General features: G+C 71.0%; 23 protein-coding genes. 16 read left to right on the plus strand and 7 right to left on the minus strand.

Features of this window, described 5'->3' with window-relative positions; translation table 11 throughout:
• Positions 1 to 32: 32 nt before the first annotated feature.
• Positions 33 to 1,073, minus strand: coding sequence for a DUF695 domain-containing protein (locus tag AB0O28_RS24660; protein WP_363643931.1), 1,041 nt, complete (start codon positions 1,071 to 1,073; stop codon positions 33 to 35).
• Between the two features lie 155 nt (positions 1,074 to 1,228).
• Between AB0O28_RS24660 and mnmA the strand changes: the two genes are divergently transcribed.
• Positions 1,229 to 2,314, plus strand: a complete 1,086-nt coding sequence (gene mnmA / locus AB0O28_RS24665; RefSeq protein ID WP_363643933.1) for a tRNA 2-thiouridine(34) synthase MnmA — start codon at positions 1,229 to 1,231, stop codon at positions 2,312 to 2,314.
• Between the two features lie 17 nt (positions 2,315 to 2,331).
• Here mnmA and AB0O28_RS24670 read toward each other — a convergent pair whose 3' ends face one another.
• Positions 2,332 to 2,961 carry an MBL fold metallo-hydrolase gene (locus AB0O28_RS24670; RefSeq protein ID WP_363643935.1) on the minus strand — a complete coding sequence of 210 codons (630 nt, stop codon included), beginning with the start codon at positions 2,959 to 2,961 and terminating at the stop codon, positions 2,332 to 2,334.
• 19 nt (positions 2,962 to 2,980) lie between these two features.
• On the opposite strand from AB0O28_RS24670, the gene AB0O28_RS24675 reads away from it, so the two are divergent.
• The 4 genes from AB0O28_RS24675 (at position 2,981) to AB0O28_RS24690 (ending at position 6,818) form a co-directional block, all read left to right on the plus strand.
• A complete protein-coding gene (locus AB0O28_RS24675) occupies positions 2,981 to 3,985 on the plus strand; it encodes a methionine synthase (protein WP_363643937.1) in 1,005 nt (334 codons plus the stop codon).
• 106 nt (positions 3,986 to 4,091) lie between these two features.
• The gene (locus tag AB0O28_RS24680; RefSeq protein ID WP_363643939.1) at positions 4,092 to 4,709 is read left to right on the plus strand and encodes an urea carboxylase-associated family protein; all 618 of its coding nucleotides are present in this window, start codon (positions 4,092 to 4,094) and stop codon (positions 4,707 to 4,709) included.
• 28 nt (positions 4,710 to 4,737) lie between these two features.
• Positions 4,738 to 5,871: an NADH:flavin oxidoreductase gene (locus AB0O28_RS24685; RefSeq protein ID WP_363643941.1), complete on the plus strand. Its 1,134-nt coding sequence runs from the start codon at positions 4,738 to 4,740 to the stop codon at positions 5,869 to 5,871.
• Positions 5,872 to 5,951: 80 nt separating this feature from the next.
• Complete coding sequence (locus AB0O28_RS24690; protein WP_363643943.1) at positions 5,952 to 6,818, plus strand: polysaccharide deacetylase; 867 nt, start codon at positions 5,952 to 5,954, stop codon at positions 6,816 to 6,818.
• A 59-nt stretch (positions 6,819 to 6,877) separates the two neighbouring features.
• Here the strand turns inward: AB0O28_RS24690 and AB0O28_RS24695 are convergent, their stop codons facing one another.
• The gene (locus tag AB0O28_RS24695; RefSeq protein WP_363643945.1) at positions 6,878 to 8,440 is read right to left on the minus strand and encodes a helix-turn-helix domain-containing protein; all 1,563 of its coding nucleotides are present in this window, start codon (positions 8,438 to 8,440) and stop codon (positions 6,878 to 6,880) included.
• A 124-nt stretch (positions 8,441 to 8,564) separates the two neighbouring features.
• Here AB0O28_RS24695 and AB0O28_RS24700 point away from each other — a divergent pair, with 124 nt between their 5' ends.
• From AB0O28_RS24700 to ligA, 4 genes are all read left to right on the plus strand, one after another.
• Positions 8,565 to 10,007, plus strand: a complete 1,443-nt coding sequence (locus AB0O28_RS24700) for a cytosine permease (protein ID WP_363643947.1) — start codon at positions 8,565 to 8,567, stop codon at positions 10,005 to 10,007.
• Positions 10,004 to 10,987, plus strand: a complete 984-nt coding sequence (locus AB0O28_RS24705; protein ID WP_363643948.1) for an asparaginase — start codon at positions 10,004 to 10,006, stop codon at positions 10,985 to 10,987. The genes AB0O28_RS24700 and AB0O28_RS24705 overlap by 4 nt, the downstream gene beginning before the upstream one ends.
• 131 nt (positions 10,988 to 11,118) lie before the next feature.
• Positions 11,119 to 11,580, plus strand: coding sequence for a hypothetical protein (locus AB0O28_RS24710; RefSeq protein ID WP_363643950.1), 462 nt, complete (start codon positions 11,119 to 11,121; stop codon positions 11,578 to 11,580).
• A 389-nt stretch (positions 11,581 to 11,969) separates the two neighbouring features.
• Positions 11,970 to 14,150: an NAD-dependent DNA ligase LigA gene (gene ligA, locus AB0O28_RS24715; RefSeq protein WP_363644187.1), complete on the plus strand. Its 2,181-nt coding sequence runs from the start codon at positions 11,970 to 11,972 to the stop codon at positions 14,148 to 14,150.
• A gap of 29 nt (positions 14,151 to 14,179) precedes the next feature.
• Here ligA and AB0O28_RS24720 read toward each other — a convergent pair whose 3' ends face one another.
• The 4 genes from AB0O28_RS24720 to AB0O28_RS24735 all read right to left on the minus strand — a co-directional run bounded on the left by AB0O28_RS24720 (position 14,180) and on the right by AB0O28_RS24735 (position 18,093).
• Complete coding sequence (locus AB0O28_RS24720; protein ID WP_363643952.1) at positions 14,180 to 15,046, minus strand: DUF234 domain-containing protein; 867 nt, start codon at positions 15,044 to 15,046, stop codon at positions 14,180 to 14,182.
• Between the two features lie 164 nt (positions 15,047 to 15,210).
• Complete coding sequence (locus AB0O28_RS24725; RefSeq protein ID WP_363643954.1) at positions 15,211 to 15,477, minus strand: hypothetical protein; 267 nt, start codon at positions 15,475 to 15,477, stop codon at positions 15,211 to 15,213.
• 18 nt (positions 15,478 to 15,495) lie between these two features.
• Positions 15,496 to 16,608 (minus strand): hypothetical protein, encoded by a 1,113-nt coding sequence (locus AB0O28_RS24730; RefSeq protein WP_363643955.1) that lies wholly within the window; start codon positions 16,606 to 16,608, stop codon positions 15,496 to 15,498.
• A 99-nt stretch (positions 16,609 to 16,707) separates the two neighbouring features.
• Positions 16,708 to 18,093: a glycoside hydrolase family 6 protein gene (locus AB0O28_RS24735; protein WP_363643957.1), complete on the minus strand. Its 1,386-nt coding sequence runs from the start codon at positions 18,091 to 18,093 to the stop codon at positions 16,708 to 16,710.
• Positions 18,094 to 18,379: 286 nt separating this feature from the next.
• On the opposite strand from AB0O28_RS24735, the gene AB0O28_RS24740 reads away from it, so the two are divergent.
• From AB0O28_RS24740 to AB0O28_RS24770, 7 genes are all read left to right on the plus strand, one after another.
• Positions 18,380 to 20,530 (plus strand): EAL domain-containing protein, encoded by a 2,151-nt coding sequence (locus tag AB0O28_RS24740; protein WP_363643959.1) that lies wholly within the window; start codon positions 18,380 to 18,382, stop codon positions 20,528 to 20,530.
• 96 nt (positions 20,531 to 20,626) lie between these two features.
• On the plus strand, positions 20,627 to 21,355 hold the full coding sequence (locus AB0O28_RS24745) for a hypothetical protein (RefSeq protein ID WP_363643961.1): 729 nt from the start codon (positions 20,627 to 20,629) through the stop codon (positions 21,353 to 21,355).
• Between the two features lie 174 nt (positions 21,356 to 21,529).
• Positions 21,530 to 21,829 (plus strand): Asp-tRNA(Asn)/Glu-tRNA(Gln) amidotransferase subunit GatC, encoded by a 300-nt coding sequence (gene gatC / locus AB0O28_RS24750; protein WP_363643963.1) that lies wholly within the window; start codon positions 21,530 to 21,532, stop codon positions 21,827 to 21,829.
• Positions 21,826 to 23,316 (plus strand): Asp-tRNA(Asn)/Glu-tRNA(Gln) amidotransferase subunit GatA, encoded by a 1,491-nt coding sequence (gene gatA, locus AB0O28_RS24755; RefSeq protein WP_363643965.1) that lies wholly within the window; start codon positions 21,826 to 21,828, stop codon positions 23,314 to 23,316. Before gatC ends, gatA begins: the two co-directional genes overlap by 4 nt.
• 25 nt (positions 23,317 to 23,341) lie before the next feature.
• Entirely contained in the window at positions 23,342 to 24,520 is a 1,179-nt protein-coding gene (locus AB0O28_RS24760) for an AAA family ATPase (RefSeq protein ID WP_363643967.1), read from the plus strand.
• Positions 24,517 to 25,107, plus strand: coding sequence for a DUF4276 family protein (locus AB0O28_RS24765; RefSeq protein ID WP_363643969.1), 591 nt, complete (start codon positions 24,517 to 24,519; stop codon positions 25,105 to 25,107). Before AB0O28_RS24760 ends, AB0O28_RS24765 begins: the two co-directional genes overlap by 4 nt.
• Before the next feature lie 82 nt (positions 25,108 to 25,189).
• On the plus strand, positions 25,190 to 26,500 hold the full coding sequence (locus AB0O28_RS24770) for an AAA family ATPase (RefSeq protein WP_363643971.1): 1,311 nt from the start codon (positions 25,190 to 25,192) through the stop codon (positions 26,498 to 26,500).
• Position 26,501: the final 1 nt, after the last annotated feature.

Raw genomic sequence — 26,501 nt, forward strand, 5'->3', positions numbered from 1 at the left:
TCAAATATGGTGAAACGCGCTGAATGTCCGGTTCAGGTCAGGAAGGGGGCCACCGCGCTCCAGGACGGGTCCTCGGTCACGTCGACGCGGGCGGGCCCCTCCTTCCACTCGTCGGCGACCTCCTCGACCACCGGGGGGACGGCCGCCGCGGGATCGGCGTACACGTGCAGCACCCGGCTGCCGTCGGCGCTGATGTGAGCGGCCAGCACGGCCGAGCCGAGCGCGGCCAGCCGTTCCGTCAGCCGGTCCTCGAAGTCGCGCAGCGCCTCGAGGGAGGCTCCGCTCGGCAGCCCGTCGCCGCCGGCCTCCCCGTACGGCAGGGTGACGGCGATGTGCTGGTCGAACAGCGGGAAGTCCACCGGCCTGAGGGGGTAGCGGGCGGCGGCGGCCAGCCGGCTGCCGGTGGCGGTGTGGCCTTCGAGGAGCGCCCACTGCTCCTCTTTGAAGCCCTCCGCCACGTCGGCGACGACGGCGGGCAGATGAATCGCGGGGAGGGCGTCGATCGGCTCGAACTCCGCGGCCGTGATCTCGCCGACCCACCGGGCCACCTCGTCCTCGCCCAGCAGCCAGTCGAGCGCGATGAGGGCCGCCTCCATGCGGGTGTCGTCGTCGACGTCCGGGAAGATCGGGTGGAAGGCGGTGACGTCCACGCGCGGCGTGCCCGGCGGCACCCGCAGCGCCACCACCAGCCGGTCGAGCCCGAACTCCCGCCCGCCGACGTCCACCGTGAGGTCGGCGGCCTGCGGGTTCGCCTGCCGCGACGGATGGAACTCCCACATCGCGTCCGCCGGCGGCGCGGCCAGGGCCCACCGGTGGGCGAACGGCCGCAGCTCCGGGTCGTTCGACGCGGTGACGACCAGGGCGTTCACGGCCATGCGGCCGGGAGCGATCTCCCAGACGAGGGACGGATGCAGCGCGGTGACGGCGGGGCCGATCAGCTCGAACAGGGCCTCGGGGTCCTCCGCCTCGACGTGCGCGTCGATCTGGGGACGTGCCTGGTCCCACCAGGTCCAGAATGCCGCGATGGCCTCGGCGGGGTCGGCGGACTCGCTCTTGCGCCCGAACAGTCGCATGACCCCGCATCCTCCCAGTACGCCCGCCCCGATGCCAACGCGGCGCGACCGGGCGGCCCGAGGGCTGGGCGCGGGTACGGCGCGGGCGGGTGCGGCGGGTACGGCGCGGCCGGGCGGATCGCGGGGACACCACTCGGGGGTAACCTCGAACTGTTATGGGTCCCACACCGAAGCTCCGCGTCCTCGCCGCCATGTCGGGCGGGGTCGACTCCGCGGTGGCCGCCGCCCGGATCGCCGAGGCGGGGCACGACGTGACCGGCGTTCATCTGGCGCTGTCGTCCAATCCGCAGTCCTACCGCACCGGCGCGCGCGGGTGCTGCACGCTGGAGGACGCCCGCGACGCCCGCAGGGCCGCCGACGTCATCGGCATCCCCTTCTACGTGTGGGACATGGCCGAACGGTTCCACCGCGACGTGGTCGAGGACTTCGTCAGCGAGTACGCCGCCGGGCGCACGCCCAACCCCTGCCTGCGCTGCAACGAGAAGATCAAGTTCGAGGCGGTGCTCGACCGGGCGCTCGCGCTCGGCTTCGACGCCGTCGCCACCGGCCACCATGCGCGGCTGGAGGACGGCATGCTGCGGCGCAGCGTCGACGAGGCCAAGGACCAGTCGTACGTGCTGGGTGTGCTCACCCGCGAGCAGCTCGCGCACGCGATCTTCCCGCTGGGCGGCTCGACCAAGGCGCAGGTGCGTGAGGAGGCCGCGCGGCGCGGCCTGACCGTCGCCGACAAGCCCGACAGCCACGACATCTGCTTCATCGCCGACGGCGACACCCGGGCGTTCCTCGCCGAGCGGCTGGGGGCGTCGGAGGGGCCGATCGTCGACGCGCTCACCGGCCGGGTGGTCGGCAGCCACCAGGGGGCGTACGGCTTCACCGTCGGGCAGCGCAAGGGCCTGCACATCGACCGGCCGGCCCCCGACGGCAGGCCGCGTTACGTCCTGTCGATCGAGCCGGTGTCCAACACGGTCACGATCGGCCCCCGCACCTCCCTGGAGGTCCGGAGCATCGCCGGGGAGCGGCCGGTGTGGAACGGGCCGCTGCCGGAGCCGTACGAGCCGATCACGTGCACCGTGCAGTTGCGGGCGCACGGCGAGGTGTACGGCTGCCGCGCCCAGCTGTCCGGCGGCGAGCTGCACATCGAGCTCGACCGCCCGGCGACCGGCGTCGCGGCGGGCCAGGGCGCCGTCCTGTACGACGGCGACGTCGTCATCGGTTCCGCCACGATCGCCTCGGCCGTCTGAGGTCAGATCTCGACGGGTCAGATCTCGACCGACTCCCCGACGGGGACGCGGCGGAAGTCGGCCTTCTGCTTGCCGGCCTCCATGTCGAGCCAGTTGTCGATCAGCGTCGCGCCGATGTCGTTGACCAGCCCGTCGTGGGTCGAGTAGGCACGCGCGGGCCGGACGTAGCGCAGGTACATGATCATCTCTGCTCCCTTGAGCCACGGCGCGTTGGTCGGCACGAGCAGCGTGGGCACGTCGCGACCGGGCGGCGTGAGGGCGTCACCGGGGTAGAACACCTCGTCGTCCACGAAGAAGCCGACGTTCTGCACGGGCGGGACGTCGGGCAGGTTGAGCGCGTGCCACTCGCCGACCGCCCGCACGCGGAAGCCCGCCGTGTCGAAGGCGTCCCCATGGGTGACGACCTGGACCTTCGCCGGGATCTGACCGAGCTGGTCGGCGACGGCCCGGCAGGTGTACACCTCCAGGTCGGGGCTCGCATTCCTGAGCAGGTTCGTGTCCACATGGTCGAAGTGCTCGTGCGTGATCAGCACGGCGTCCGCGCCGTCGAGGAGCCCTTCGCCGCTGAACGCGCCGGGGTCGATGACGAGGGTCCGCCCGTCCTTCTCCAGCCGCCAGCACGCGTGACCGAGTTTGGTGAGTTTCATAGTCCTTAAGCTAGTCACCGTGAGTGAGTATCCGTGGAGCGAGGCCACGGCAACAGGGGTGGGGTCCTATCCGGGCGAGGACCATCTGGAGGCGGTCAGGACGGCCTTCGGCGAGCTGCCCATGCCCTACCTGCCCGAGCTGCCCGGCCGGGGCGTGGGCGCCGACATGATCGGCCGTACGGCGTCCCTGCTGGTCGAGCTGCCCGTGGAGGTGCAGCCGTCCGGCTGGCGGCTCTCCGACCGGCCCGGGCGGGACTTCAAACGGGCCAGGGACCATCTCATCCGCGACCTCGACGGCCTGGAGGAGGTCGCCCAGGGCTACGAAGGACCGTTCAAGATCCAGGCGTGCGGCCCGTGGACGCTGGCCGGGGCGATCGAGCTCAGGCACGGCGACAAGGTGCTCGCCGACGCGGGAGCCGTACGCGACCTGACCGAGTCGCTGGCCGAGGGGCTGGCGCAGCACGTGGCGGAGGTCCGGCGGCGGGTGCCGGGAGCCGAACTCGTCGTCCAGATCGACGAGCCGGGGCTGCCCGGGGTGCTCGCGGGCACGGTGCCGACCGCGTCCGGCTTCGGGCGGCTGCGCGCCGTGGAGTCCCCGATCGCGGCCGAACGGCTGAAGACCGTGCTGTCCGCGCTCGCGCCCGCGTTCCCGGTCGTCCACTGCTGCGCGCCGGGCGTGCCGTACGAGGTGGTCCGTACGGCGGGGGCGCGGGGCGTCTCGGTGGACGCGGCGCTGCTGCGCCGCCGTGACGAGGACGCCATCGGGGAGACGATCGAGAAGGGGCTCGCGTTGTTCCTCGGCGTCGTGCCGGGCGTCGACTCCCGGCTCGCCGATGTCGGGGTGGTGGCCAGGCCGGCGGTGGAGCTGTGGCGGCGGCTCGGGTTCGCGCCGGCCCGGCTGGCCGAGCAGGTCGTGCTCACCCCCGCGTGCGGCCTGGCCGGGGCGTCTCCGGCGTACGCCAAGGCGGCGCTGGCCCGGTGCCGTGAGGCGGCCCGGGTGCTGCGCGAGGACCCCGGTGAGTGACGGGCGCTGCGGCTCGCAGCGGGGATGGATGTTCACACAGCCGCAGTGAGATTCACTGGAGGAAGCTCCATGGCATCGCGGAGGGTTCCGATGGTTGCCTTGGGGCATGAATCCGATCACCGCCGTTGAGCGGACCGTCGTACCCGCCCGGGAGGCGAGGGCGGTGCGGGTGCCGCAGGGCCGGCGTGTCAGCGTCGTCGATCTCGAAGGCGGCCAGGTGGGCGACGTCTTCGCCTTCGCCGCCGATGACGTCACCGAGCACCTCAGCGCCTCGCACACGCGCAGTGCCACGAACCGGTTGTTCCCCGCGGTGGGGGAGCGGTTCTTCACCGATCGCCGCCGGCCGATCCTGACGCTCGTCTCCGACACGTCCCCGGGCCGGCACGACATGTTGATCGCCGCCTGCGATCCGGAGCGGTACGCCGCGCTGGGTGCGCAGCCGTCACACGCCTCGTGCGCGAGCAACCTGCACCGGGCGCTCGCCTCGATGGGTCTGGCCCTTCCCTTCACCCCGCAACCGGTCAACGTGTTCATGCGGATCCCCGTCGACGAGGAGGGGCGGCTCGACTGGCTTCCCGCGGTCAGCCGACCGGGAGACGCGATCAGCTTCCGGGCGGACATGGACTGCGTTCTCGTGGTCTCCGCCTGCCCGCAGGACCTGGTGGACATCAACGGCGGCGTGCCGACGTCGCTGGCGATCGACGTCCTGCCCGAATCCGACTGAAATCCACGTTTCGAGGAGTGCGTTTCCGATGAGCGCGTTCACTTCGGGTCATCCGGCCCTGCTGCCTTTCCGCTTCGCCGGCCTCGACCTGCCCAACCGGCTCGCGGTCGCGCCGATGACTCGGGTCTCCGCGGCCCCCGACGGCACGCCGACCCCGGAGATGGCCGACTACTACACCACGTTCGCCGAGGGCGGCTTCGGTCTGGTGATCACCGAGGGTACCTACACGGACACCGTCTACAGCCAGGGTTACCGCAACCAGCCGGGCATCGTGTCGGACGACCACGTCGCGGCCTGGCGGGAGATCACCCGCCGCGTGCACGCCGCGGGCGGACGGATCCTGCTGCAGCTCATGCACGCCGGCGCGCTGTCCCAGGGCAACCACTATCGCGACGATACGGCCGGGCCGTCCGCCGTGCCGCCCCGCGGGGAGATGATGCCCGAGTACGGAGGATCGGGCAGGTGGCCGATCCCCAGGGAGATGAGCACGGCCGACATCGAGACGGCGATCGCCGGGTTCACGGCTTCGGCCGTACGGGCCCGGGAGGCGGGTTTCGACGGCGTCGAGGTGCACGCGGCCAACGGCTACCTACTGGACCAGTTCCTCACCGACTACACCAATCGCCGTGCCGACTCGTACGGAGGCGACGTGGCCAACCGGGTGCGCCTCACGGCCGAGGTGGTGGCCGGCATCCGGGCCGAACTGGGTCCCGGCTTCTGCGTGGGGGTGCGGCTGTCCCAGGGCAAGGTCAACGATTTCACGCACCGCTGGGCCGGGGGCGCCCGGGACGGGAAGATCATATTCTCCGCGCTCGCCGAGGCGGGCGCGACGTACCTGCACGTCGCCAGCGAGGGCCGCGACTGGATCGAGACCGCCCGCCTCGACGGCGACGTCACGATCACAGCCCTGGCCCGCGAGGTGACCGGCCTTCCGGTCCTCGCGAACGGCGGCATGCACGACCTCGCCCAGGCGGCGCGGGTGCTCGCGGACGGCCACGCCGACATGCTGTCCGTCGCCAGGGGCGCGCTGGCCAACCCCGATCTCCCGCGGCGTCTCGCCCAGGGCCTGCCGCTGGACCGATTCGATCACGGCATGCTGGAGCCGATGGCGACGCTCGCCAACGCGCGCCGGTGGTCGCGTACGGCGCGGGCGATGTCCTGATCGCCGGGATGCGACACTCGGCACGCGGGGGGACGGTGGAATGACGGCCGCGCGATCGGCCAGGAGAGGAAGGACGCGCGATGAGCGCGAACTGGCGTGACGGCGCCGCGGCCGTGGTGACCCTGACCTTCGACGTCGACGCCGAGACGCCGGTGCTCGCGCACGGACGCGAGTACGCCCGGCACGCGAGCACCATGTCGCACCAGGCGTACGGCCCGGAGGTGGGCCTGCCGCGCATCCTGGATCTGCTCGGCGAACTCGGCGTTCCGGCGACGTTCTTCGTCCCGGGCTGGGTCGCCGAGCAGCGGCCGGGGCTGGCCGTGTCGATCGTGGAGCGCGGGCACGAGGTGGCACATCACTCCTACAGCCACCGCCCGCCCACGTCGATGACCGCGAAGGAGGAGCGCGCCGATTTCGAGCGTGCCCTCGAGGTCTTCGCCCGCCAGGGCATCGAGATCGCCGGGCATCGGGCCGCGCTGTGGGAGGCATCGTGGCAGACCGCCGGCCTCGTCGCCGAGCACGGCCTGCTCTACGACTCCTCCCTGATGGGTGACGATCGGCCGTACCGGCTGGTCACCGGCTCCCGCGACATCGTCGAGCTGCCCGTGCACTGGTCGCTCGACGACTGGGAGCAGTACGCCTACCTCCCCGCGCCGCACGTCGGAACGGTGATCGAGTCTCCGGGGAAGGTGCTGGAGTTGTGGCGCGCCGAGCTCGACGGGATGCGCCATTACGGATGCCTGTTCAACCTGTGCGTGCACCCGTTCCTGTCCGGTCGTCCGGGGCGTGCCCTGGCGCTGCGCCGATTCGTCGAGTACGCGCTGGAGTGCGGGGACGTGCGGTTCGCCCGGTGCCGCGAGGCGGCGGAACTGGCGGCGGCCGACCCGGATCTGACCACGCGCCGCCCCTCCCCGCCGGTCGTCGACCCCGACGTCTATCCCGCGTAGGCGCCGTTCGCGGGCGCGGTCGGCAGGCAGGGGGCGGCAGGCGCGCGCGGCAGTGCTGCTCAGCTCGTCTCGGCGGCGAGGGCGAGGAACAGGTCGACGCGGTCCTCGGTGCGTCCCACGTCCCTTCCGGTCAACTCGGCGATCTTCGCCAGCCGGTTGCGCAGGGTGTTGACGTGGATGTGCAGGGCCGCCGCCGTGGCCGCCCACTGCCCGTCGTGATCGAGGAAAGCACGCAGCGTCGCTTCCAGGTCGCTCCCGCGGCGATCGTCGTGCTCCCGGAGGGGACCGAGCAGGTCGCGGGAGAAGCCGCGCAGCGTCTCGGAGTCCACCAGCCCGAGCAGCAGCCGGTGTGTGCCGAGCTCGGCGAAGCCGCGCACCGCCGGTCCGTGGGGGGAGCGCCGGAGCACCCGGCACGCCTCCCGCGCGTGCAGCAGCGGCTGCCGGAGCCCCGCCGCGTGCGGAGCCACCCCGCCGAGCCCCACGACCGCCCGCCGGCCCGGGAAACGCCTGTGCACAGCCGCCAGAAGGCGCTCGGCGAGCAGGGGGAGCTCGGGCTCGGGATGCCGCCAGGAGAGCACGGACACGACGTCCTGCGTCCCTCCGGCCACCAACGCGGGGATCCCGGCGGCGGAGAGGAACTCGCCGGTCAGCTCGCCAAGGCCGTGCGGCGTGGCGGGCTCCGGCCCGGAAAAGGCCAGCGCGAACACGGCAAGCGGCCCCGCCGCGTCCACCCCGAACGCCTGCAGCCTGCCGGCCACCTCAGCCGTGCGCCCGCCGGACAGCACCATCTCCAGCAGTTCGCCCGCGAAGCGCATCTCGATGGCCTGCACCGCCTGCTGCTTGGCCACCTCGAGGCTGAGGAACCTGGCCGCCTGCTCCAGCGCCGCCTGCTCGGCAGGTTCGAGGCCGGACAACGGGCGCAGGCAGATGAGTGCCGCGTCGACGTCGCCCACCGCTCCCACGGGGAAGAGCGCGGCGAGGGTCTCGGCTCGGTCCGGCTCCAGCATCAGCTCCAGGGGCGGCGGCCTGCGGGCCAGCCCGGCGGCCACCGCTCGCGCCTGGGCGTCGTCGAGGCCGGCCCCCGCCGCCGCCAGCACCCGGCCCGTCCGGTCGACCACGGCGAGAGGCAGGTCGTGGTCCCGCCGGAGTACGTCGAGCACGCCGGTGGGGCCCGCCCCACGCGAGATCGCGGTCGCCAGGGCGTCGCCCCTGCGGACCATTCCGACCAGGGCCTGCTGGCGCTGGTCCGTGTACATGGCGGAGACCGCCTGGGAGACCTCCGTGAACGGCACCGCCGGGGCGATCTCCAGCAGTGGCAGGCCGGCGTCCCGGCAGGCGCTCACCAGCTCCCGCGGCGTGCTCGGGGTCTGCGGGCGCAGCCCGAAGACGATTCCCGCGGCCCTCGCCAGCCGCACGTTCGCCACGAACTCGGCGGCGCTCGCCTGCCCCGCCCACAGGCCGTTGGTCAACACCAGCTCTCGCTCCCTGACGTACGGGGAGGGATCGGGGAGCTCGGTGTTGTGGACCCACGCGACGGGCTCGTCCAGGGCGCCCTCCGGGCCGGGCACCAGCACCTTCAGCTTCAGCGACGCGTTCGCGACAAGGGACCGCAGCGTGAACACCGTGTGAATGTACACAGTGGTCGGGTTGATTACTAGAGCTTCGTCCACTTACCGGCCTCTGTCCCACCTGCTTGTGTGGTGGGTGTCACACCGGCGTGTGACGCCAGCACTATCAGGAGCAGCCATGCACAACCCCCCTCCTTCCGGCCACTCTCCTTCCGGCTCGGCGGACTCGGTCCGCTTCGACTCCCACGGCATCGAGCCCATCTCCCCCTCGGCACGCGACTCCACGCCGTGGCAACAGTTCTGGATCTGGACGGGCGCCAACATCGCGCCTATCAACTGGGTGCTCGGCGCCCTCGGCGTCACCCTGGGCCTCAACCTGATCGAGACCATCGTCGTCGTGGCCGTGGGCAACCTGGTGGGCTGCGCCGTGTTCGGCCTGTTCAACATCATGGGACATCGCACCGGGGTCAACCAGATGGTGCTCGGTCGCGCGGCCTTCGGGCGCCGGGGGGCGGTCGTGCCGGGCCTCGTCCAGGGCCTGCTGACCATGGGCTGGGTCGGGGTCAACACCTGGGTCGTGCTCGACCTCGTGCTGGCGATCCTCGCGCAGCTGGGGATCCAGGGCGGCACCGGCCTGAGGTATCTGGTGGCCGCCGTCATCATGGGCGTCCAGCTCGTCCTGGCGCTGTACGGCTTCTACGCCATCCGCACCTTCGAGAAGTACACCGTGCCGGCCACCGTGGCGCTCATGGCCCTCATGACCGTCCTCGCGGTGAGCCAGGCCGACCCGCAGTGGACGACCGTCGCGGCGGCGCCGGGATCGAAGATCACCGCGGTCACGCAGCTCCTCACCGCGATCGGCGTCGGCTGGGGGATCACCTGGCTGCCCTACTCCGCCGACTACAGCCGCTTCGTCCGGGCCGGTGCGTCCGCCCGGTCCGTGTTCTGGTCAACCGCGCTCGGCATGTACGTGCCGACCGTGTGGCTGGCCGCGCTCGGGGCGTACCTGGCCGCCTCGGGCAGCGGAGCGGACCCCGCCGGCCTGGTGACGAGCACCTTCGGGGTGATGGCGATTCCCGTGCTCCTGCTGATCATGCATGGGCCGGTCGCCACCAACATCCTCAACCTCTACTCCTGCTCGCTCGCCGCCCTGTCCGTCGGCATCCGGATCGCACGGTGGAAGCTCACCCTCATCGCGGGCCTCGTGGCCTCCGTCGTGCTCGCGGTGTTCGTCCGGGCCGACAGCTTCGCCCACGCCTTCGACAACTGGATGGTCTCGATCCTGGTGTGGATCAGCCCGTGGGCGAGCATCGTCCTGGTCGACTTCTTCCTCCTCCGCCGTGGCCGGATCGACGTGCTCTCCCTCTACCGCGACGACGCCTTGCCCGGCGGCGGGACCGGCCGGCCCGCGTTGATCAGCCTCGGGCTGGGCCTGCTCGCGGCGTGGAGCTGGCAATTCGGCATGGTGCCCGCGACCCAGGGCCCCATCGCCCGGGCGCTGAACGACACCGACTTCTCGTGGCTCGCCGGCGGCCTCGTCGCGGGCGGGCTCTACTACCTGCTCGCCCGGGCGAGGACCGGCCGTACGTCCCCGCAGCGGGAGGAGGCGTTGTCCCGATGAGCGCGCGGATCCGCGTCATCACCACCGGAGGCACGATCGCCTCCGTGCCGGGCGGCGGCGCGGTAAGCGTGGCCGTCTCCGGCCGTGACCTGGTCGGCGCGGCCGGAGGACCGGCCGTGATCGTCGAGGTGGACGAGGCGATGCTCGTCCACAGCTTCAACCTCACGCTGGACGGCATGCTGCGGATCGCGGAACGGGTAGCCGCGGCGGTCGCCGACCCGGATGTGGACGGGGTCGTCGTCACCCACGGCACCGACACGATGGAGGAGACCGCGTTCTTCGTGGACCTGCTCCTGGGCGCCGGCCGGACCGTGGTGTTCACCGGGGCGCAGCGGCACGCGGGCGAGCCGGACGGCGACGGGCCGCGCAACCTCGCGGACGCCCTGCGGGTCGCCGCCGCGACCGCGGGCAGGGGGCTGGGCGCCGTCATCGTCATGGCCGGACGGGTCCACGCCGCACGGCACGCGACCAAGGCCGACACGGTGGCGCTCGACGCCTTCGACTCACCCGGCTACGGTCCCGTCGGCCGCGTGCACGGCGAGCGCGTCCATATCGCCGCCAGGCCCGAACGTCTCCCCGGGTTCACCCTGGCGGAGCTCGGAGGCCTGGAAGCCCGGGTGGACATCGTGCCCGCCTACCTCGGCGCCGACGGCGTCCATGTGGTCGCCTCCCGGGCGGCGGGCGCACGCGGGCTCGTCCTGGAGGCACTGGGAGCGGGCAACCCGACCCCCGGCCTGCTCGGCGAGGTCCGCGCGTGCGTCGCGGCGGGCATCCCCGTGCTCGTGACCTCGCGCTGCCATGCCGGTCCGTCGCTACCGGTGTACGGGGCGGGAGGCGGAGCCACCCTGCGGGAGGCGGGCGCCGTCTTCGCCGGATCGCTCGCCGCGCCCAAGGCCCGGCTGCTGCTCGCCGCCGCCCTCGCGGCCGAGCCCGGGCCCGCCGAGGCGCTGGCCCGGCTCGGGCCACACCTCACTGTCTGAACGGCCGAGCGCACGCGCGAGGGGTGTGCGAGGTGATCCAAGCGGCCTCCCAGCTCATCCCCAAGTGATTCACAAGCCCTGTCACGTATCTCTTGACGTGCTGGAAGTTCAGACGTTCAGGAGAAAGACCAATGCGAAGCGCCGCGCGCCTTCTGCTCCCACTCGCCGCCGCCGGGCTGTCCGCCGCTCTGGCCGCGGGACTCGCCGCGGCTCCCGCGGCGGCCTCGGCCTCGTCGGCGGCATCGCCCGCGTCGGCGGCGGAGACCTGGAAGTGGGGACCGACGGCGTCCTCGGACACCAAGGGCTGGGCGAACGGGCACGTCCGGTCGGGCTCGTCGGGCCTGCGCATCGTCGGCGACCTCTATGACGCGGGCGGGGCGAAGACCTGCTCGTGGGTGAAGATCAAGTGGCTGACCGACCGCGGGAAGTACCGCACGGCGACCTACCGGAACTGCTCTCAGTCCACTCCGCGCAGGTTCACGGTGAACGCCGGGTACATGCTGCTCGCCAGGGCCATGGTCTGCCGGGGCAGCTCGACCCGCGTTACCGGCAAGTGCTCTCGCTGGGAGCGGGTCTGGACCCAGGGAGGATGACCCTCGGGCCGGTCCCCTCCCCATCCACGGAGACCGGCCCGAGTACACCCGGACAAAAAGGAATGAAAGTGGGCCGCAAGCGGTCTACCGTAATTCTCGATCGCTCAATGAGACGAGGGGCCGCGCGGTCTGGAGCGGCCCTCTCGCCGAGCGGTCCGGCGGGAGCCGCCCACGTCCTCGGCGCGGCTCCCGCCCCCGTCCTGCGCGAACTGTCGGTCGCCGGAGATACGGTTGCCCTGGGTGTCTGACGAGGGGAGACGGGCGACGTGACCGACAGGGCTTACGAGGCTGACGGGCTCGACGGCGCCACGTCCGGGGACGCGGCGGACGGGCACGCGGAGGCCGCGAGCGAGGTCGAAAGTGTGACGGGCGCCACCGGGGAGGCCCCCATCGGGCAGACCCAGGGCGCGCCGGCCGAGGCACGGGAGCGGCACGCCGAGCTCACGGAGCTGCTCGAGGACGCCAACTGGCGCTACTACGTGCTCGACTCGCCCACGGTGAGCGACGCCGAGTACGACGGCTGGATGCGGGAGATCCTGGCGCTGGAGGAGGCGCATCCCGATCTGCGCACGCCTGACTCGCCCACCCAGAACGTCGGAGCGCCGATCTCGACCGAGTTCGCTCCCGTCACCCATCTCCAGCGCATGGAGAGCCTCGACAACGCCTTCAACGACGCCGACCTCGCCGGCTGGCAGGCCAGGGCGGAGCGGCTGATCGAGGCCGACCCCGGCCCCTACCTGTGCGAGCTGAAGATCGACGGCCTGGCCGTCGCGCTCGTGTACGAGAAGGGCCGCCTGGTGCGCGGCGCGACCCGGGGCGACGGGCGCACCGGCGACGACATCACGCCCAACATCCGCACGCTCGGCGACGTGCCGCACCGGCTCACCGGGGACGGCGTCCCCGACCTGCTGGAGGTGCGCGGCGAGGTCTTCCTGCCGGTCGAGGGCTTCAAGAAGCTCAACGAGCAGCTCATGGACGCGGGCAAGCCGCCGTTCGCGAATCCGCGCAACTCGGCCGCCGGCTCGCTGCGGCAGAAGGATCCGCGGATCACCGCGCAGCGCCCGCTGCGGATGATCGTGCACGGCGTCGGGAAGTGGGAGGGCGGCGGTCCGCTGCCCGCCACCCAGTCGGCCGTCTACGAGCGGCTGCGCGACTTCGGCCTGCCGGTCAGCGACCGCTACCGGGTGGTCGAGGGCCTCGACGAGATCCGAGAGTTCATCGCCTTCTACAACGAGCACCGCCACGATCCGGAGTACGAGATCGACGGCGTGGTGGTGAAGATCGACCGCATCCCGGTGCAGCGGCAGCTCGGCTCGACCAGCCGGGCTCCGCGGTGGGCGATCGCGTTCAAGTACCCGCCGGAGGAGGTCACCACCAAGCTCCTCGACATCCAGGTCGGCGTGGGCAGGACGGGCCGGGTCACTCCGTTCGGCGTGATGAAGCCGGTGGTGGTGGCCGGGTCCACCGTCGAGCGTGCGACGCTGCACAACGGCTCGGAGGTGGCGCGCAAGGGGGTGCTGATCGGCGACACCGTGGTGCTGCGCAAGGCGGGCGACGTCATCCCCGAGATCGTCGGCCCGGTCGTGGACCTGCGGCAGGGCGGCGAGCGGGAGTTCGTGATGCCCACGCACTGTCCCGAGTGCGGCACCGAGCTGGCCTACGAGCGCGAGGGCGACGCCGACCTGCGCTGCCCGAACGCCCGATCCTGCCCCGCGCAACTACGTGAGCGGATCTACTTCGCGGCCGGGCGCAACGCGTTCGACATCGACGGTCTGGGCTATGTCGCGGCGACCGCGCTGACCCAGCCGCTGCCGCCGCAGGAGCCGCCGGTCCGCACGGAGGCCGACCTGTTCGACCTGACCATCGAGAAGCTGCTGCCGATCAGGTCGGTGGTCCGCGACCCCGACACGGGGCTGCCGAAGACCGATCCGGAGACCGGCGAGCCGAAGGTGGTCTCCTTCTTCGCCAACATCTCCGGAGAGCCGAGCAAGAACGCCGAGCTGATCCTCGAGCAGCTGGAGCAGAAGAAGGACCAGCCGCTGTGGCGGGTGCTCGTGGCGCTGACGATCCGGCACATCGGGCCGCCCACGGCCCGCGCGCTCGCCGCGGAGTTCCGCTCGATCGACGCCATCGCCAAGGCGTCGGAAGAGGAGCTCGCGGCCGTGGAGGGCATCGGCCCGCGGGTCGCCGCGACCATCAAGGAGTGGTTCGCGGTCGACTGGCACCAGGAGATCGTCGACAGGTGGCGGGCCGCCGGTGTCCGGATGGCCGACGAGTCGCCCGAGGACGAGGGGCCGCGTCCGCTGGAGGGGCTGACGTTCGTCGTCACCGGGACGTTGTCGGACTTCAGCCGTGACGAGGCGAGCGAGGCCATCGGCGCCAGAGGCGGCAAGGTGACCTCGTCGGTGTCCAAGAAGACGAGCTTCCTGGTGGTGGGAGACAATCCCGGTTCGAAGTACGACAAGGCGGTTAAGGCCGGCGTCCCGATCCTGAACGAGGAGGGTTTCCACACCCTGCTGAGCGAGGGCCCCGACGCCGCCCGCGCCGCCGCCGTCACCCCCGAGGAGTGACCGCGCCCCCGTAGCCGCGCCCGGCTCGCCTACGCCTGCCAGGCGGCCAGCAGGTCTTCGGGACCCCAGTGCGCGGCCAGCGGCAGGGCGTCATCGACACCGGAGCGGGAAACGGCCACCAGCGGAGTTGTGGGCTCGGTGCCCGGAACGGCGAGCATGCCGCGCACCAGGCTCTCGTACTCATGTCGTCCGAACGACCCGTTCTCCAGCCACTTGATCGATCCGAGGAAGTGGACACGCCGCGCCACCGGCTCGCGGTCCGCACCCACAAGGTCGATCTCCGGGTTGTTCTGGCGGTTCCACCATCCGCCGACGGCCTCTGTCTCGGGCCACCGGTCGTCGGGCAACAGCCTGAGCAGTGCCTCACGGACGACGGGTTCGACGGCGCGGCCCCGCCAGGAGGTCCAGGAGCGTTCGATGGCGGCCAGGACGCGTTCCCCCTGGCCACGCTCGACCAGCGGAATGCCACGGTCGAGGAAGGCCAGCCAGAATCGCAGATACGAGTCGGCGATGCGATAGCGCTTGTTCTTCGTGTCCGGCTTGGTCGACAGCGGGCTGTCGACGGCCAGCACCCCCTTGCCGATCAGGGTGGACAGCAGCGGGGAAAGCGTGCCGGAGGCCAGGGGAGCGGCATCACCCGCCTCGGTGGCGATGGCGGTGAACGTGCGCTCACCGCTCCCGACTGCCGACAGAACCGCACGAGAGTGGGAGGTCTCGGGAAATTCCCCCAGCAACGACAGCTCGCCGGCCATCAGCAGCGCTGACAGTGGATTGGCCAGCGACTCCCGTAGGTAGTCGATGCGATTCATGCCCGGCTGCCAGGCTTGGGCAACCTCCGGGAACCCGCCGGTGATCAGGAAGGCGTCGATCGCGTCGGCGGCGTCCAGTCCGGTCATGACGGCCACATCCGCGGGGTGGAGCGGCTGGACGGTCATCTTCGCGGCGCGGCCGACCCCCGCGCGAGCTTGGCATCGGGACCCGGCACTTGGCGGGCGGTGGAAGGCGCGAATCCCGCTCACCGCCATCCGGGACCTGTGTGATCGGGTCGCCGCGGGCGGCGTCAGCAGTTGACCAACTGTGCCATCGCGTTCTTGGTTTCGCTCGCGATGTCGAGGCCGGTCGTGAGCTGGTCGAACACTGCTTTCAGCAGCCCCAGGCGCTTGATCGCCTCGTCCTCGACGGGGGTGCCTGACCGCAGCCGGGCGTTGATGGCGAGGGCTGCCATGAGGCGCTTGCCGGTGAAAGCTCGATCGAACAGGCGAGTGAAGTCGTCGCCCTCGGCTTCCTGGATTGTCCGCGCCTCGGCCGCGTCAACATGCGCATACACCCATACGTTGCCTTCCAGTCAGCGGCTCAGCCAGGAGTCGAGCCGACTCAGCAGAGCGGGCTCGGCCCTCAGCCCGGCGGCGGTGCCGCTGAACACGGCCCGGCAGGGGGCACGCCAGATCCGCATCTCGGCGACGGCTCCGGTCGTGTCGGCCGCCCACACGACGTCGAGCCGGCCGATCGGCGTCGCGGCCCGTGTCCGGTCAGGCCTGCCGCAGTCCACCCCGTTGACGTTGTAGGTGGTGACTCCTTGGCCGTCGGTCACGCTCTGAACGGTGGCCGCGGTGTTGAGGAGTTCCCGGACGGGTTCGAGATCGTCTCGCAGGACCCGGTGGGAGCGCAGCCGCAGATCGTCTCCGTCCGCCCGGTAGCGGCAGGCGGTGACCACAGCGAGCGGGCTGGGCAGGAACCCGTCCTCGCGGCCCCGGTTGCGGGCCATGCCGTCCTCGGGAAACTCCAGGTCAGGCCGGTTGTCGACCTCCGCAACCGTCACCTTGGCCGGGCATTTCGGCGGCGGGACCGCCGTCGGGTCCCTCGCGATCTGTTCCCGATAGAGGAAGAGGAAACGGTCGACCGGCTCCCCGCGCAGAAAACGGGTCCGGCCCGCGTGGTGGACCACTCCGCAGTTGCGGTCGAGCAGGAGCAGCGCGGATGGCCGATCGCGGTAGCGCACCGCGAACGACAACTGGGTGCGATACCCGATGTCCGTACAGACCTCGCCGATGTGCAGGTCCCCGGGCGGCGCGTGGCCCTCGGCCGCCATTTCGGCCCGCGCCGCCGCCTCCACCTCGTCTCGTGCCGGCAGCGCGTTGAGCACGGCGATCATCTCGTCGACGTGAGTGGCGAGGGTGCGGTCCTGTCCGGGCCGTGGCGACGGCGGCGGCCCGGGACCGTCTCTCGCCGGTGTGATCAACTCGCACAGTGTCACCGAGACGGCGTCCTCGGCGGGCACCAGCGGCCCCGGCCTGTCGGCGGTTCCCCGCACCTCCATCACCGCGGTGGGACAGCCGTCCGCCTTCAGAAACCGCGCGTCCGGCACCTCGACGGGATAGGAGGCGGACCCGGCGAGAAGCAGCGCGATCACGGCCCCGCCGGCCAAGCCGCGTCCGGCCCGGCCTCGCCACGAGATCATGAACCGACTGTACGGCAGGCATGTCCGGCAGGTCCCCGGATACGGCACAGGCGTGCCGTACGGCACGAAGCCGTACGGCACACCTGGACTATGCGGGGGTCAGGAGACGGTGCAGACGAGCGGGGACGGGGTGGACGGGGTCCCGCTGGAGCTGCCGAGGAAGCCGAACGTGGTCTTGGCGCCGGGGGCGAGGTTGCCGTTCCAGTCCAGGTTCGTGGCCGTGACGCTGCTGCTGCCGGTGAGGTTGGCGTTCCACGCCTGGGTGATGGACTGCCCGCCGGGCATCGTCCACTTCACGGTCCAGTTGTTGATCGCCGAGGAGCCCGCGCTGGTCACGGTGACCTCACCCTGGAAGCCGCCGCCCCACGAGTTGACGACCTTGTAGACCGCCGTACAGCCGCGGTCTCCGGTGAACGTCGGCGAGGCCGACGGGGACGGGGAGGGCGACGGGGACTGAGGTGCCGAGGGCGAGGGAGACGGCGACGGCGAGGGCGACGGCGAGGGCGACGGGGACACCGGCGGCGGGGTGTACGGGGCCGCGATCGCCAGGTCGTAGGCCCGCTGCGGCACGAACTGGCCGGCGGGGGCGATGCAGCCGTCGGACTCGCCCGGAGGCTTGACCCACAGGTACGCGGCGATCGCCGAGTCGCCGGTGTTGGTGGTGCTCCAGGCGCCCGTGGCGCGGCCGGCCGGGTCGCACCACTCGGTGCCGACCGGGCCGTTGCCGTTGCGGCTGGTGTCGATCACGGCCTTCAGCCAGGACACACCGGTGGCCGCGATGACGTTCTTGGCGTAGGAGACCGCGCCGGAGGTGAACCGGTAGTTGGAGACGTTGAGCGAGATGCCGTCCGCGCTGTTGGCGACGTCGGCGCCCCGCAGGCGGTTGGCCATGTCGGAGGCGCCCACCCAGGCGTCGTTGCCGGCGTCGAAGAAGACCTTGACGTTCGGGGAGGTGGCCTTGAACTTCTTCCCGGCGTACGCCATGGAGGCCTGGACCTCGGCCTGCTGCGAGGAGTTCATGCAGTTCGGCATGATCGCCAGGGCGTCGGGCTCCAGGATGATGTAGGCGGGCCGCCCGCCGAGGCCCGCGGCGACCTGGTCGATCCAGGCGCGGTAGGAGGCGTGGTCGGGAGCACCGCCCGCGCTCGCGCCGCCGCAGTCGCGGTTCGGCATCTCGTACACGACCATGATCGGGATCTTGCCCGCGGACGCGGCCGCGCCGACGTAGGCGTCGACCTGGCTGCGTACGGCCGAGGGGTTGTAGCTGGCGAACCAGCGGCCCTGCGGGACGGCGGCGATGCGGTCCCTGATCACCTGGGCTTTGCTGTCGCCGGGGTTGGCGGCCACCCACTTGGCCGCGTTGGTCGTGGGGTCCACGTAGAAGGCGGAGTCGGCGGCCTGCGCGGCGGAGGAGGAGAGCACGGACGCCCCCACCGCGGCCGTGGCGACCGCTGTGAGCACAGCCGCCGTCAATCTGCGAGACATGGAATACTCCGTCCGGTAATGTGGGAGCGCTCCCACAGTTATCTCGGATGGTAGGGAGCCGACGGCGTGTCCAAGAAGGGCCGCTCGGGGTTCGTTTGGGCGATCAACCTAATAGGTGCAGGCGGGCGGGGGAATGGACTCGTGGAGCAGTTGAAACTTTCACCCCAAGCTCGGGCAGACCGTGATATCTCCAGAAATCATGGTGACGCAGTGTGCCCAAGCGGTTTCGCGAAGTGGCCCAGAGGTCGTACCCTCCCATAGTGACCTCTTGGGGGGTTTCTTACCGATGACGCTTTCACGCGGTCTCACGCCGCTCACCGGGGTGCCACGCGTCCTTCTGCCCGCCGTCGACCTGGGCGAGATATCCACGCCCGTCGACACCCGGGACACCGGACCGCGCCCCGGCTCGCCGCTGTGGGCCTACCTCACCGTGGTCACCGCCGCCGGCGTCACCGCACTGGTGATCGCGCAGGTGCGGCTCGGCTTCGGCGAGCTGGGCGAGGCGGCCCGCACTCCGCTGTTCTGGATGCTGACCGTCCTGGTGGTGCTGGGGGAGCTGCGCCCGGTCATGTTCAGCTCCTCGACGCTGGTCGGGGGCACGCCGACTTCCACGATGTTCGCCTTCGCCGTGCTGATCTACCAGGGCCTGCCGACGGCGGCGCTGATGCAGGCGGTCGCCGTGGTGGTCAGCGGTCTGGTGCGCCGCAGGGCCTGGCACCGGGTGCTGTTCAACCTCGCCCAGGTGACCCTGGCCTGCACGGCGGCGGCGGCCGCCTTCGCCGCGTTCGGCGCGCATCCGGCGCCCGCGACCCCCTGGATGCCCGACGGCCGGGACATCCCCGCCCTGGTGGTGGCCGCGGCGGCGTACTTCGCGGTCCGCGCCATCCTGGTCTGCCAGGCGGTGGCGCTGCACGAGCGCCGGCCGCTGACCCGGGTGATGAAGGCGTCCATCGGCCCGCAGGCCCTCGTCTACGGGGCGCTGCTCGGGCTCGCACCGCTGGTCGTGGTCGTGATGGCGCACTCCACGGCCCTGGTCCCCCTGTTCGTCGCGCCGCTGACCGCGGTCTACTTCACCGCGACGCTCTCGCTGCGCCGGGACCACCAGGCGACCCACGACGGGCTCACCGGTCTGCCCAACCGCAAGATGCTCATTCTGCGCACCGAGGAGGCGCTGGCCGAGGCGCGGGCGCACGAGCGGGTGGGCCTGCTGCTGCTCGACCTCGACCGTTTCAAGGAGGTCAACGACACGCTCGGCCACCCGGTCGGCGACCGGCTGCTGCAGATCGTGGCCCACCGGCTCACCCACAGCGTGCGGCCCGGCGACGTGGTGGCCCGCCTCGGCGGTGACGAGTTCGCGGTGCTGCTCCCGTCGATCAGGGACGCCCACGCGGCCAAGGAGGTCGCCTCACGGCTGCGGGTCGCGCTGACCGAGCCGGTACGCCTCGAGGGCATGACCTTCGACCTCGACGCGTCGATCGGCATCGCCCTCTATCCCGACCACGCGCCGGACTTCGAGCTGCTCATGCAGCGTTCCGACGTGGCGATGTATCTGGCGAAGGAGAGCCGCACCGGTGTCGAGTTCTACCTGCCGGGCAAGGACCGCAACTCGCCGGAGCGGCTGAGCCTGCTCGGCGACCTGCGCCGGGCGATCGACGCCGACGAGCTGGAGCTTCACTATCAGCCCAAGGTGAGCCTGGAGGACGGCAGGGTCGAGAGCGTCGAGGCGCTGCTGCGCTGGTGGCACCCGGTGCGCGGGCCGATCTCGCCCGCCGAGTTCATCCCGCTGGCCGAGCAGTCCTACCTGATGCGCGAGCTCACCCAGCACGTCATCGGTCACGCGTTGCGGCAGGCGGCCCGGTGGTGGCACTCGGGCGTCGACGTGCCGGTCTCGGTCAACGTGTCGGCCCGCGACCTGCTGGATTCGAGCCTGCCCGAGCAACTGGAGTCCGGCCTGGAGAAGCTGGACCTGCCTCCCGAGGCCATCCGGCTGGAGGTCACCGAGCGCATCCTGATGACCGACCAGGCCTACAGCGCCGACACGATCCGCACGCTCGCCGGGCTCGGCATCCAGCTCGCACTGGACGACTTCGGCACCGGCTACTCCTCCCTGGTCCGTCTCCAGCGGCTCCCGGTCTCCGAGGTGAAGATCGACGCGTCGTTCATACGGCGGCTCGGGGAGTCCGCGGACGACGAGCGGATCGTCCGCTCGATCATCGACCTCGTGCGGTCTCTCGGGCTGAGGTCGGTGGCCGAGGGGGTCGAGTCACCGGAGGTCGCGGCGCTGCTGCGCGAGATGGGCTGCCACGCGGGCCAGGGATGGTGGCTGGCCAAGCCCATGCCCGCGAGCGAGGCGACCACGTGGTTGCGCGGCCGGCTCGGCGCCGCGTTCAGAGAGCACGAGAGCGGCGACGCTGTCGCCGGCGCGAGCTCGTTCTGACGGATTTCGCGACATTTGTTGACTGGCAGCGTGGGGACGCGGATCCTGCCTGTGTGAACTCCGCCCCACGACGCGCCCGATGAGGATCACGCGGCGTTGATCGAGTTGCGCAGTGAGGATTTGCCCACCGCGGAGCGGTTCCCGTGGTGGTGCGAGCTGACCTCGCGGCAGATGTACCCCACGCTGCTCAGCAGCGACCACGCCGACGATTACCGGGCAGCGGTGAAAGTGCTGGAACTCGGGCGGGTGACGGTGGCGGTGCCGGAGTTCGACTGCATGAGAGCGGTCCGTACGCAGCGGCTCATCCGGCGTTCCGACCCGGAGGTGTGGACGCTCACGCTCATCTGCGGCGGGTCGCTCTGGATCGAGCAGGATCGTGAACGCCATGAGCTGCGGATCGGCGATCTGGTGCTGCAGGATCCCTCACGGCCCTTCCGGTCCGAGGCGCTGGAGGCCGGAGGCGTGGCCCGTACCGTGCAGTTGGACCTGCCCCGCAGGTCGTTGCCGGTGCCCGAACAAGCGAGCGCCCGCGGCACGCTGTGCTGGCAGAAGCTGCCGGGGGAGATACGGTTCACCGTCGACGGGAGCCTCAAGGACAGCGCGGGCGACGGCAGATACGCCGTGTTCCGGATCCATTACCGCTCGCGCACGGCCGTCGGGTGGAGCACGCACACGAAGGACATCCGGACTACCAAGGGCCACAACGCGCCGGTGAGCCTCTACGTCGACTGGCGCGGTTCCGCGAGCCGGGGTCTCAAGGACTTCTGGATGCAGGTGTGCAAGCAGGGCGGCGGCAAGCGGACCTGCGACGGTCACTGGCACTGAGCGCCCGTCAGGGGAGCCGGGCCCTGAAGGAGAGCAGCGACGTCCGTCTCGCGCCGCACTGAGCGAGGCGTGAGTTAAGACCATGTGACGCGGTGTCGTCGGGTCGGCCGCGCTCGGCGGCGAGCCCTAGGATGAGTAGGTCCAATCTCCATCATGAAACGGGTTCGACGACTCATGTCCGCCATAACCCGCGATGAGGTCGCTCACCTCGCCCGGCTGTCCCGGCTGGCACTGGCCGACGACGAGCTCGACCACTTCGCCGCCCAGCTCGACCAGATCGTCGGCGCCGTCGCCCGTGTCGCGGAGGTGGCGGCCGACGACATCCCGCCGTCCTCGCACGCGCTTCCGCTGACCAACGTGTTCCGGCCCGACGACGTACGGCCCGGCCTCTCACCCGAGGACGCGCTGTCCGGCGCGCCCGCCGTGGAGGACGACCGCTTCCGCGTGCCGCGGATCCTCGGGGAGGAAGAATGAGCTTGATTCGCAAGACCGCCGCCGAGCTCGGCGCGCTGGTCGCCTCCCGTGAGGTCACCGCCGTCGAGGTCGCCCAGGCGCACCTCGACCGGATCGCCGAGGTCGACGGCAGGGTCAACGCCTTCCTGCACGTCGACGCGGAGTCCGCGCTGGCACAGGCCCGCGCGGTCGACGAGCGCATCGCCGGCGGGGAGACGCTCGGCCCGCTCGCCGGGGTGCCGATCGCGCACAAGGACGTGTTCACCACGACCGGCATGCCGACGACCGCCGGATCGAAGATCCTCGAAGGCTGGCGCCCGCCGTACGACGCGACCGTGACCCGCCGCCTGCGCGAGGCCGGCCTGGTGATTCTCGGCAAGACGAACCTGGACGAGTTCGCCATGGGATCGTCCACGGAGAACTCGGCGTACGGCCCCACCCGCAACCCCTGGGACCTGGGCAGGATCCCGGGCGGTTCGTCGGGCGGTTCGTCGGCCGCGGTGTCCGCCTACGAGGCGCCGCTGTCCACCGGCACCGACACCGGCGGCTCGATCCGCCAGCCCGCCGCCGTCACCGGCATCGTCGGCATGAAGCCGACGTACGGGGGCTCGTCCCGCTACGGGCTGATCGCGTTCGCGTCCTCGCTGGACACGCCCGGTCCATTCGCCCGCAACGTGCTCGACGCGGCGCTGCTGCACGAGGCGTTCTCCGGCCACGACCCGCTCGACTCGACCTCGGTCGACGCGCCGGTCCCGCCGGTCGTCGAGGCCGCGCGGCAGGCCGACGTGGCGGGCATGCGGGTCGGCGTGGTCAAGGAGTTCGGCGGGGAGGGCTACCAGCCCGGCGTCCTCGCCCGCTTCCAGGAGGCCGTCGACCTGCTGGAGTCGCTCGGCGCCAAGGTCGTCGAGGTCTCCTGCCCGGCCTTCTCCTACGCGCTGCCCGCGTACTACCTGATCGCGCCGTCGGAGTGCTCGTCCAACCTGGCCCGCTTCGACGCCATGCGGTACGGCCTGCGCGTCGGCGACGACGGCACCCGCAGCGCCGAGGAGGTCATGGCCCTGACCCGGGCGGCCGGCTTCGGCCCCGAGGTCAAGCGGCGCATCATGCTCGGCACGTACGCCCTGTCGTCCGGCTACTACGACGCCTACTACGGGCAGGCCCAGAAGGTCCGCACGCTGATCATGCGGGACTTCGAGGCGGCCTTCCATCAGGTGGACGTGCTGGTCTCGCCGACCACGCCGACCACGGCGTTCCCGATCGGGGAGCGGGCCGACGACCCGATGGCGATGTACCTCGCCGACCTGTGCACGATCCCGACCAACCTGGCCGGCAACGCGGCGATCTCGGTGCCCTGCGGCCTCGCCGACGAGGACGGCCTGCCGGTCGGGCTGCAGGTCATGGCCCCGGTCCTGGCCGACGACCGCTGCTACCGGGTCGGCGCCGCCGTGGAGAAGGCGTTCGAGAGCCGGTGGGGCGGCCCGCTGCTGTCCCGCGCGCCCGCGCTCTAGTCGCCGAGAGGAGGGGAACGGCGGCATGATCACCCGCATCGAGATCGACGGCTTCAAGTCCTTCCTGGACTTCCAGCTCGACATCCCGCCGTTCCTCGCCCTCGTCGGCCCCAACTCCAGCGGCAAGTCGAACCTCTTCGACGCCTTGGAATATCTGCGCCGTGCCGGTATGGGCGATGAGGATCCGCTGCTGGCGTCCCGTCGCGGCCGGCCACGCGAGCTGTTCCACCGGGTCAGCAAGGGTCAGCCGTTGACCCACTTCGGCATCCAGGCGGACACCGTCGCGCAAAGGGAGCGTTCTCTTCTCCCGTTCATGTACCGGAGCGGCGCCGAACTGGGGGAGGACGGCGTCCCGCACACGAGCGAGTTGCGGTTCGGACTGTCAACCGTGGTAGGGCTGCCCCGCTGGCCGTATGACCAGGACAGGGAGGCGATCGCCGAGTTGGTGGAGGTCACGCTTGCCCTCCACGATGCGGAGACGGCCGATCCCCGAAGCTACATCCGCCGGATCACCGGGGAATTGGGCACCTGGCGCCTGCACCAGCCTGATCCGGAGCGTCTGAGGGCGTGGTCGTCGGCGGCGGACAATGGACCGCTGCGGGCGGACGGAAGCAACCTCGGCGCGGTTCTCGGACGGCTGAAGGCGGAGGGAGCACTCGAGGAACTCCTCGTGGACCTCGTGGCACTGATACCGGACATCGCCGGGGTCGAACCCATCCTGGATGAACGACGCCAGGAGTGGACGTTCGACGTGCTCGTGGACGGCCAGGGCGCGATACCCAGCACATTGCTGTCCGACGGAACGCTCAGGGTCATCGCGCTGCTGGCCGCGCTGCACGATCCTGACCACGCCGGAGTGCTCCTCATCGAGGAGATCGAGAACGGGCTGCACCCCAGTCGTCTCGCGGAACTGCTCCGCAGGATCCAGGGCAGGGTCACCGACCTCGACGACCCGGAGTGCGGCAACCGGCCGCTGCGACAGGTGATTCTCACCACGCACTCGCCGGTGGTCGTCTCTGAGCTCTACCGCCTCAGGCCGGACGCGCTGGTCTTCCTCGACACCGCCGTACGCGTCGATCCCGGCAACGACAGGATCTCCAGGGTCACGGTGGCCAAGCCGGTGCGGGCGGAGGGAGAGCCCGGCACGTTCGTCTCCCCGCGCCAGGTGCGCAAGTATCTGAGCGCGGTGGGCGAGGTGCCATGAGCAGGCCGCTGGTGCCCGGATTGATCGCCGAGGGGGAGACCGACGAGGTCTTCCTCGGCGTGGTGATCTCGCGGCAGCTTCGTGAGCTCACCGCGCAGTCCTCTCGGTGCGCGGTCGACGTGGAGAGCACCGAGGTCGGCGCCTGCCGATCGATCTACGACCACGGCAGGACGACCGGCGCACTGCGCGAGCTGGCGAGCGACTGTCACCTGCTCTTCGTGCACAACGACCACAGGGAGCGGGACAAGGCGGACCGAGCCGTGCGCGACTCGGGACTGCCCACACCGGTGATCGCGCTGGTGCCGGTTCAGGAGACCGAGGCGTGGCTCCTCGCGGACGCCGGCGTGTGGCGCCGGTTGAGCGGGAGCGACCAGGGACGGCTGCCCGCCCGACCGCGGGACGTCGAGAAGATCTCAGATCCCAAGCGGGTCCTCGCCGAGGTGGCGCCGCGCCGTGGCAAACCCGTTCGTGACTATTTCGAATACATCGCTCGTAACATCGACCTCGACGTTCTCGCCCAGGTGCCCGCGTACGCGGACTGGGTCGCCGAGGCGACGAACGCGCTGAAGGGACTCGGATACCTGTGAGCAGGACGAGACGCTGGTCGGCTCGTTGCCGTAGGTCGAGTTCCGCGCGCTACGGACATGTGCCGAAGGGAGGAACAGCGGCGTGATCACCCGCATCGAGATCGACGGCTTCAAGTCGTTTGAGAACTTCACGCTCGATCTGCCGCCGTTCCTCGTGCTCATTGGCACCAACGCCAGCGGCAAATCGAATCTCCTGGACGCTTTGACGTTCGTCGCCACCGCTGCCACTGAAGGGCTGAACGCCGCCGTCGCGAAGGTGCGCGGCGACGCTCGGGGACTGTTCCGCAGGCGTGGGGACGGCACTCGCGTGAAGCTGATGAGCTTTGCCCTGGAGTTTCTTCTCTCAGGTCCTGACCTGAATTCGGGTAATCGGTGGCGCTACGAACTCAGTCTCGGATGGGAGGTCCCGGAAGACGCGCTTGAGGGCATTGTCGTCCGAGCGCAGCGCCTGATCTCGATGCCGTTCGGCACCGAGCGCTGGGACCCCCTCTTGAGCGCGGCCCCTGAGTGGCTCGAGGGCATCGAGTGGGAGGGAAGCAACGTCATCGAGCTGCCCGCCGCCGAAGCGCTGCCAGGTCCCCACGGTGTGCTCGGTCTGTTGACTGCTGCCCTGAGCGGGACAGCGAAGCATAGCCAAGGCGACGTCCACCTCCTTCTGCGGCTGCAGCGAGAACTTTCGGACATACGTCTTCTCCATCTCGAAGCTGGTGCGCTTCGCCGGCCCAGTGAGATGGGCGGCCCTCAGCGGATGGACTCCACCGGGCGGGACCTCCCCAACTACCTCCGCTTTCTTGCGAAGGAGGGCGTTTCGGACAACCGGCCACTTGGCCGAATCGGCGAGATCAAAATGCATCTCGTGGGGCTGGTTCGTGAAGTCAGCGATTTCATGATCGTCGAGGACGAGCGCCGCAGGGATGTGCGGCTGGAGTTCTCCTCGCCCTATGAGCGTGGTCTTGGGGCGGAGTTCGCCTCAGACGGCACCTTGCGGATGCTGGCGATCCTGGCCGCCCTTCACGATCGCGGGACCACGGCTGTGGAGGAGCCCGAAAACGGGGTCTTCCCGGAGCGGTTGCGGCAACTGCTCGGCCTGGCCGGCGCCCTCGTCACCAACTTCCGCGAGCCGCCGGAGCGAGATCAGTCGGGCGTCCGGCTGTCGCAGCGACAGGTGCTTTTCACCAGTCACTCGCCCGTCGTGCTCGACGCGGTGCCGTACGAGAACATCGCGTTCCTCGACATGACGACGGTCATCGAGGACGGGGTGCCCAGCCGGGTGAGCCGGGTGCGGCGGCTACGGGAGGACGCCGGTCCGGTGCGCGTGGCGGGCGAGCGGTGGCCGCGCGTCACGGACTCGGAGCTCGACAGGTTCCGCGCCGGGGTGGAGGAACCGGTCTGAT

This window comes from Microbispora sp. NPDC088329 (assembly GCF_040685655.1).
In the GTDB taxonomy this organism is placed as follows: Bacteria; Actinomycetota; Actinomycetes; order Streptosporangiales; family Streptosporangiaceae; genus Microbispora.

Coding starts and splice junctions, on each gene's coding strand:
- AB0O28_RS24760 (WP_363643967.1), top strand. CDS start 23,342: ATGATCACCCGCATCGAGATCGACGGCTTCAAGTCCTTCCTGGACTTC.
- AB0O28_RS24685 (WP_363643941.1), top strand. CDS start 4,738: ATGAGCGCGTTCACTTCGGGTCATCCGGCCCTGCTGCCTTTCCGCTTC.
- gatC (WP_363643963.1), top strand. CDS start 21,530: ATGTCCGCCATAACCCGCGATGAGGTCGCTCACCTCGCCCGGCTGTCC.
- AB0O28_RS24705 (WP_363643948.1), top strand. CDS start 10,004: ATGAGCGCGCGGATCCGCGTCATCACCACCGGAGGCACGATCGCCTCC.
- AB0O28_RS24660 (WP_363643931.1), bottom strand. CDS start 1,073: ATGCGACTGTTCGGGCGCAAGAGCGAGTCCGCCGACCCCGCCGAGGCC.
- gatA (WP_363643965.1), top strand. CDS start 21,826: ATGAGCTTGATTCGCAAGACCGCCGCCGAGCTCGGCGCGCTGGTCGCC.
- AB0O28_RS24765 (WP_363643969.1), top strand. CDS start 24,517: ATGAGCAGGCCGCTGGTGCCCGGATTGATCGCCGAGGGGGAGACCGAC.
- mnmA (WP_363643933.1), top strand. CDS start 1,229: ATGGGTCCCACACCGAAGCTCCGCGTCCTCGCCGCCATGTCGGGCGGG.
- AB0O28_RS24670 (WP_363643935.1), bottom strand. CDS start 2,961: ATGAAACTCACCAAACTCGGTCACGCGTGCTGGCGGCTGGAGAAGGAC.
- AB0O28_RS24680 (WP_363643939.1), top strand. CDS start 4,092: ATGAATCCGATCACCGCCGTTGAGCGGACCGTCGTACCCGCCCGGGAG.
- AB0O28_RS24690 (WP_363643943.1), top strand. CDS start 5,952: ATGAGCGCGAACTGGCGTGACGGCGCCGCGGCCGTGGTGACCCTGACC.
- AB0O28_RS24720 (WP_363643952.1), bottom strand. CDS start 15,046: ATGACCGGACTGGACGCCGCCGACGCGATCGACGCCTTCCTGATCACC.
- AB0O28_RS24740 (WP_363643959.1), top strand. CDS start 18,380: ATGACGCTTTCACGCGGTCTCACGCCGCTCACCGGGGTGCCACGCGTC.
- AB0O28_RS24700 (WP_363643947.1), top strand. CDS start 8,565: ATGCACAACCCCCCTCCTTCCGGCCACTCTCCTTCCGGCTCGGCGGAC.
- AB0O28_RS24730 (WP_363643955.1), bottom strand. CDS start 16,608: ATGATCTCGTGGCGAGGCCGGGCCGGACGCGGCTTGGCCGGCGGGGCC.
- AB0O28_RS24710 (WP_363643950.1), top strand. CDS start 11,119: ATGCGAAGCGCCGCGCGCCTTCTGCTCCCACTCGCCGCCGCCGGGCTG.
- AB0O28_RS24735 (WP_363643957.1), bottom strand. CDS start 18,093: ATGTCTCGCAGATTGACGGCGGCTGTGCTCACAGCGGTCGCCACGGCC.